5 protein-coding genes are annotated in these 7,422 nt (G+C 44.9%); 3 read left to right on the top strand and 2 right to left on the bottom strand.

Features of this window, described 5'->3' with window-relative positions; all coding sequences use genetic code 11:
- Window positions 1–194: 194 nt before the first annotated feature.
- The 3 genes from QZW82_RS31925 (at window position 195) to QZW82_RS31915 (ending at window position 2,449) form a co-directional block, all read left to right on the top strand.
- Window positions 195–1,523, top strand: coding sequence for a hypothetical protein (locus QZW82_RS31925; protein ID WP_293158331.1), 1,329 nt, complete (start codon window positions 195–197; stop codon window positions 1,521–1,523).
- A 162-nt stretch (window positions 1,524–1,685) separates the two neighbouring features.
- Window positions 1,686–2,066 (top strand): peptidase, encoded by a 381-nt coding sequence (locus QZW82_RS31920; protein ID WP_293158328.1) that lies wholly within the window; start codon window positions 1,686–1,688, stop codon window positions 2,064–2,066.
- Window positions 2,063–2,449: a HEPN domain-containing protein gene (locus tag QZW82_RS31915; RefSeq protein WP_293158326.1), complete on the top strand. Its 387-nt coding sequence runs from the start codon at window positions 2,063–2,065 to the stop codon at window positions 2,447–2,449. The genes QZW82_RS31920 and QZW82_RS31915 overlap by 4 nt, the downstream gene beginning before the upstream one ends.
- A 405-nt stretch (window positions 2,450–2,854) precedes the next feature.
- Here the strand turns inward: QZW82_RS31915 and QZW82_RS31910 are convergent, their stop codons facing one another.
- Both QZW82_RS31910 and QZW82_RS31905 read right to left on the bottom strand, forming a co-directional pair.
- Window positions 2,855–4,912: an elongation factor G gene (locus QZW82_RS31910; protein ID WP_293158324.1), complete on the bottom strand. Its 2,058-nt coding sequence runs from the start codon at window positions 4,910–4,912 to the stop codon at window positions 2,855–2,857.
- 299 nt (window positions 4,913–5,211) lie between these two features.
- Entirely contained in the window at window positions 5,212–7,125 is a 1,914-nt protein-coding gene (locus tag QZW82_RS31905; protein WP_293158321.1) for a heavy metal translocating P-type ATPase, read from the bottom strand.
- Window positions 7,126–7,422 lie beyond the last annotated feature (297 nt).

Raw genomic sequence — 7,422 nt, 5'->3', positions numbered from 1 at the left:
GAAGAGTCATAATAAATTATTTAATATGGTGTATGGTCGCACAATCATTTTGCCTATTTCAGCATGGCGATGTCTGAGGGGTTTTACCCCTCAGACATTCGCCAACAGTCTCTTTCAACCGCCGGGTAATTTTATTGTGTAGACGCGATTTCCAATCGCCCGGTAATTTTTTGTAACCATCAATAAAAGATTTTATGCTCAAATTAGTTGACCCTACCCTAAATTTATTTAGCTACACTCTCAAACAAGGGTTGGGTGTCGGCGAACCGGAAACTCGCAAAATCTACATCAAATTTTTAGATGCTTTAGCCGAACAAATTCACCAACAACTGAATGTTTCTTTTACTCCCCAACAAAAACAAAAATTTCTGGCGTTACAGGAGAAAGCAGTAGCCGATTTACCTTTTATAGGAAATCTCAACAATCATTCAGTCAAAGGCAGCTACCGCCGCTGGAACCTAAGCGATAATTACCAAATTTTATTTAATGCTTACGTTGAGGATAAGTACGAACCCGATAAAGTTATTAAACTGATTGAAAGCTTGCAATATTTAATTCCCAAACCGCCGCAGTTGGAAAATATCGGCAAAACTTGGATGCTTTCGGGTTGGCTGGAATCTGGGGATGATGCGGAAAAGGAAGAACTTGCAAAACAAGTTTACAAGTGTTTGTTTGCAAAAGATGGTGTTCCTCAAGGAAGTGGTGAGTTTTTAGGTGGGAAAGTATTTGAGTTTTGGGGCGACAAGATTGAGGATAACTGTCAACTTTTGGTGATTTTATATCCCGATGAAGTGGCTTTTAAAACCTGGGCTAGGGAGTTTTTGATAAATGGGCTGGATTTGCTGTGTTACCGTCATAAGATTATTTGGGCTTATGAGAAAAGTCTAGTTTTAAAGGATCGGTTGGTGAATAATTACAACGAAATTGTGCAGATGCGGAATACTTCTCGTCTGAATCTCCAGAAGCTGATGGAGGCGATGGGGAAATTGTCTGAGTTTGCGATCGATCTTAATTATTTGGAGTTACAATTTAGCACAATTAAGGTGAATCTGGAAAAGTATCAGACTAAGTTGACTGAAATTCAAGCCAAGGCTAAACCTACGGATGATTTGCAGTTTTTGCAGGATTTTTGGGACAAGGCTGAACAACACTATCCCAAACAAATCCAAAAAGATATTGACAATTTTCGCCCTTGTTTGGAAATTTTGCGGAGTTTGACTGATACTATTAGAGGTACGGTTGAGATTCGGAAGGCTGAGAGCGATCGCACTTTTCAGACAATCGTCGGTATCGTCGGTGTCGGATTGTCAACTGGCGGGACTGTAGCTTCGGCGGCGGCTGGCTTCAAAACAGAAATTGAGGCAAATCCTACTATCAATACTGCCATAAATACCTTTGTGCCGATTTTTGAGCCTGGTTCGGGATTGAGGGTGATTATGGGATTTAGTATTCTATCTGGGGTGACTGCTAGTCTGCTGACTGCGATAATTATAGCTTTGTGGTCGAGGGTTTTTCGCCGTTAGTTTCGGGCTGATGCAAGATGAGGCCAGAAACCGGGTTTCTATGTATATCTTTAATTTCCTTCAACGATTTTTCGTAGAAACCCGGTTTCTTGTTGGGTTACGACAGAATTGCGATCGTATTTGCTAAAATATTAACAAGCAAAGCATTCGCGATCGACAATTATGACTGCTATCCAAGAGTCTGCCATTAAAACCACACCTTTTGACGATTTAATCTCCGATTTCAATAAAATCAGAAGTCTCTACACAGTAGAAGATCCGTTAGAAGCCTTTAAGTTAATTATAGAACAAGAAGTAATGGTAAGTTTGATTTTAGCAGCTCATTCTAAAATTATAGAACTCTTTCCTAGGGAAAGATTGGGCTTGGAAGTGAAAACCGATCCCGAAATTGCCAATTGGCGATCGCTCTGGATTACCATCTATACTAAACTCGAAGTCGAGGAAGCTTTTGAAAAGTTGAAAACTCTCGATCGCACTTGGTGGCTAGATGCGAGTCTGGTCATTCCTAACAATATACTACACATTGACTTGGGGTGGGAATGAAATTCGATTGGTCAGAATACTTTAATTTAGCACAAGAGCTAGCCGGAACCAGTGAAGAAGCAAAATTGCGATCGGCTGTAAGTAGAGCTTATTATGCTGTGTTTTGCTTAGCACGGAATTACTGCCGCGACATTCAACAAGATCCTCAATTATCGGGCAATAAAGCTTATAAGATTAATCCGCATCAATATGTACCTCAAAAATTTAAAAATCAATCAAAATCCCAGACTATGATAGAGATAGGTGAAGATTTAACTCGCTTAAGAAAAATGAGGAATCAAGCTGATTATGCAGATACTATCTCTAACTTACAACAACAAGCCAGAAATGCTTTAATGCTAGCTCAGAATGTTATTTCAGGGTTAAATGAGTTGACTAAATAAGCTGAATTATCATTCAAATCAGTAGGGGCGGATTCCACCAACCATAATCTGCACCCAACAAACAATCTCAAAAACCCGCCCAATCCCAACCCAAAATATTAAGTACATTCATATTTATGGTGGGGTGGGGGCGGGTTTTTATATATTGTTGGTCATCGTTATATATGGTTGGTGAACCCGCCCCTACCAATCAAATTTACCAACAAAATTGTAATTTTAATTAACCGACACAATCTCGTAGGGGCGGGTTCACCAATAATAACCGCCACCAAACAAACAATCTCAAAAACCCGCCCCATCCCAACAAACAATATTAATGTACATTCAGATTTATGGTGGGTGGGGGCGGGTTTTTATATATTGTTGGTCATCGTTATATATGGTTGGTGAACCCGCCCCTACGGTTTAATTTTTACCGTTACCGTTGCCATTTCCAGTAGTTAGCAAAACTCGCTTAGCCAAAGGTTCCGGTACTTCTTGTAATCGATCGAACTCCCAGTTAAAAAATCCCACACCCATCGTCTGCGATCGCAATTCTACGATCAAATCCTGCATTTCGGCGATCGGCAAATAAGCCGAAACAGCATCCCATCCCTTCCAGTCTGCTTTACCCTCATAGCCGAGAATTTGACCGCGATGTCCGCTGACTAACTGCAACACCTTTGATGTACACTCGTTGGGAGCGCAAATTTCAACTTTGGCGATCGGCTCCAGCAAAGTTGATTCGCACTTCTCCATCCCCGACTGCATCGCCAACCGCGCCGCCTGCTTAAAAGCTTGTTCCGAACTATCAACAGAATGATAGGAACCGTTTGTCAGAGTCACCGATACATCTACCACGGGAAAACCCAACGGGCCGCGATCCAAATATTCGCGCACTCCCACTTCAACGCCGGGAATATACTGTTTTGGAACGACTCCGCCGACTATTTTGTCGGTGAAATTGAAGCCTTCTCCGCGAGGCTGCGGTGCAATGTCGAGGTACACGTCGCCAAACTGTCCGTGTCCGCCACTTTGGTGTTTGTAGCGCCCGTGAATGGATGATGCGGGTTTGCGGATGGTTTCTTTGTACGGTACTTGCGGTAAGTGAGTTACCATCGGCAAATTGTACTTGCGGCGCAACCTGTCTAAGGCTACTTTCAGATGGATTTCACCTTGACCCCAAAGTATAATTTCGTGGGTGTCTCCGTGCTGTTCCCAAACTAAAGATGGGTCTTCTTCTAATAGTTTAGCTAAGGCAGAACTCAGCTTAACTTCATCATTGCGCTTTTCGGGGACGATCGCCAGTGCGTACACAGGCGAGATGATTTCTGCTTTTGGTAAGAATTCGTCTGAACCCAGCACATCGCCTGTTTTCAAGCCTTCCAGCCTGCCTACAGCCACAATTTCTCCGGCACTGACGGACTGCAAACTTTGCGTTTGCTGGCCAGTCAATCGGTACAAACCGTTAACTCGAACCCCGTTCAAAACTGCTCCATCTGCGAGGGTTCCCCGCCACACTCTCACTAACGATAATTTGCCTCCCTGCGGCGTGTAATAGGTTTTGAGGATTTGACCGAGAACCTTGTTTTCACCTTGTATAAAACCGCGCCTTTCTGCTGTAGTTTCCGGTGTCGGCGCTTCTCTGAGTAAAGCTTCCAGCAGAGGCCGCACGCCGAAATCTTGTTCGGCGATACCGATGAATACGGGCACTATTAAATCAGCGCCTAATTCCATCTTGAAATCGCGGGTAATCTCTTCAGCATCGGGATTGATTTCTTCGAGCAATTCTTCCAGTAAACGGTCGTCAAAATTGGCTAATGCTTCCAGCATTTCCTGTCGCGCGGCGCTTTCTTGTGCTTTGAGGTGTTCGGGAAGCGGGACGGGATCTGCGGGTGCGCCGGAGTGATAGTGGTAAGCTTGTTCGGTTACTAAGTCGATAAAACCGATGATTTGTTCGTTTTTGCCGATCGGGTATTGGTGAGGTACAATTGGTCTGCTAGAAACTGATTTGAGCGCGTTGAGTACGTGGGTGAAGTTGCTACCGCAAGTCGTTTCGTCTGTGCACGCCCGATCGATCTTATTGATGAAAACTAGGTGGGGAATTTCCCAATCGTCGAGGAATTTGAACAGCGGGGCGAGGGTTAAAGTGCGATCGGCAACTGGTTCGCAAACAATTACGGCTGCATCGACACCGATAAGTGCATTGTAAGTTTCTTGAGCAAATTCGATCGAGCCGGGGCAGTCAAGAAATGTGAAGCGGACGTTTTCGTATTCGGTGCTCGCGCTGTTGACTTCTAGGCTCATTTTGCGATCGCGCGCTTCCGGCGAACTGTCACCTATTGTATTGCTATCTTTAGCATTACCTTTGCGGGTAATTGCTCCTGTCACCGATAGCAAACTTTCGAGAAGTGCGGTTTTACCGCTTAAATATGGGCCAACAATTGCAACGTTTCGCGTGGCCCCAATGACTTTGTGGTTCATATTGCCTCCAATCGAAAACTTGTTTTCAATTGCTCTTGGTGCAATGAATTGAATATCATTTTCCAGACTGTTTCTAGGTGAATTTTTATTGCAGTCTAGAGCAATTTTAGGTTTTGGTATGATTCAATACTTTTGACACTAGCGTGTTTTGAGTAATGCGATCGCAAATTGTAGTTTTTCTTAATATTTGGATTTTTTTACCGCAGAGAGCGCAGAGAACGCAGAGTTCGAGAAGAGAGAGAGGAATGCAGGACGAAAAAGAGCGGATTTGGTGTCGCTCTTCTTCTGTGTCGATTTGTCTAGTTTCTCAGCAGGCGCAAGCCGCTTAAGGTTACGATTACTGTAGACCCTTCGTGGCCGATGACACCGATCGGCATTGTGATATTTCCGAAAAAATTAGCAGCTAACAACAGTATAATGCAACTGAGTGCAAACACAATATTTTGCTTGACCACATTTTGAGCGCGGCGGCCCAAACTAATTGCTTTAGCTAATTGTTCTAACTTATCCGCCATTAATACGATGTCAGCAGTTTCTAAAGCTACGTCGCTGCCGGAAATCCCCATCGCAATTCCCACGGATGCTTGGGCGAGGGCGGGGGCGTCGTTGATTCCGTCTCCTACCATTGCGACGGTTTGATACTGGGTTTGCAGCTTTTTAATTAGGTGCACTTTGTCTTCGGGTAAAAGTTCGGCGTACACTTCATTGATTCCTAATTGGCGGGCGATATATTGGGCGGTTTGCTGGTTGTCGCCTGTCAGCATTATGATATGTTCTATTCCTAATTTTTGCAGGCGTTTTATTGTGGCTGCTGCTTCCGGGCGGACTGTATCTGCTACTGCAATGATACCTAAAAGTTCATCGCCTTTTGCTACCCAAACAACGGTTTTTCCTTCTGCTTGCAATTGATGACTTATTTCTGTCAATTCCGAAGTTGCTCTGACAAAATCCGCTTTACCAATGGTAATAATTTGATTGTTAACTTTACCGACAATTCCTTGACCGATTTTTGCTTGTACGTCCGTAGCACTTGACAGCGGTAACTGTTGCTGATTTGCGGCTTGGACAATTGCTTGGGCGATCGCGTGTTCGGAATGAGCTTCCAAAGCCGCAGCCAATTGCAGAACTTCTGTTTCAGTATATCCGGTTGCGGGGACAATTCTGACAACTTCCGGTTTTCCCGTGGTGAGAGTGCCGGTTTTATCAAAGGCGATCGCCCGAACTTGACCTATTATCTCTAATTGCGCGCCGCTTTTAAACAAAATTCCCTGTCTCGCGCCGTTAGCAATTCCCGAAAGCAGCGCTGGCATAATCGAAGCCATCAGCGCGCAGGGAGATGCGACTACTAGAAAAATCAACGCCCGATAGATGGTGTCTTCCCAATTCCAGCCCAAAATAAAGGGCGGCAAAGTTGCTAGCAGCAAGCCTAAACCGACAATCAATTTAGCATAACCGCGCTCGAATTTTTCCACAAACTGCTGAGAAGGCGGCGCTTCGGTTTGCGCTTGTTGCACCAGCCGAATCACTCGCTGAATCAAACTGCTTTCTGGACTTTTGTGAACTTCCAATTGTAGCGCGCCGGCACCGTTAATCGTGCCTGCATAGACTTCATCGCCCGCTGTTTTTTCCACGGGCATCGATTCGCCGGTAATTGAGGCTTGATTCAGGCTGCTGTAGCCTTCAACTATTATTGCATCTGTGGGGATGATTTCTCCGGGCTTGACTAAAATACGATCGCCAATTGCCAATTTGTCGATCGCAATTTCTCGTTCCCCATCGTACATTAGCACCCGCGCAGTATCCGCAGTCAAGCTCATCAAACTGCGAATACTCCGTTCAGTCCGCTGCATAGCATAACCTTCCAGCGCGCCACTAATTGCAAAGATTAAAATTAAAACAGCACCGTCCACAATTAAATGATATTCTCGCCGCCACAGCCCCAAACCGGCCGCGCCCAAAGCAGCAACAATCATCAACAAATCTACATCTAATTCGCGTTCTTCAAACAGCGTAGTCAACCCTTCGCGGGTGCTGGAATAGCCACCGATTACGTAAGCAGCGGGCAATATTAACACCGCTAAGCCCAGCCAACCGACTTGTAGGGCGATCGAACCCAAAATTACTAGAATTCCGCACAGGGCGGCAGTCACAGCATCCGGATGTTCTTCCACAAGGCGCCAGAGGCGAGAAATGGGGAGGGAATTGGGAGTCATGGGGAAATTTGATTTGGTAGAATAACTCCTGTAGCCTAAACCTTGACATTAATGTCAATGTCAAGAGTAAAACTCAAATAAATTACAAAACTCATCAATAACTACGCAAACAAACGGAGGCCCCGGCGGTTAGAAACCGTAGAGTTTGCGGGCACACAAATAAACGGAGACCCCGGCGGTTAGAAACCCCAAACAAACGGAGACCCGGCGGTTAGAAACCCCAAACAAACGGAGACCCGGCGGTTAGAAACCCCAAACAAACGGAGACCCGGCGGTTAGAAACCCCAAACAAACGGA

Source organism: Microcoleus sp. bin48.metabat.b7b8b9.023 (assembly GCF_013299185.1).
Classification (GTDB): Bacteria; Cyanobacteriota; Cyanobacteriia; order Cyanobacteriales; family Microcoleaceae; genus Microcoleus.
The sequence above is the reverse complement of the archived record's forward strand: the minus strand, read 5'-3'. Positions and strand labels throughout refer to the sequence as shown.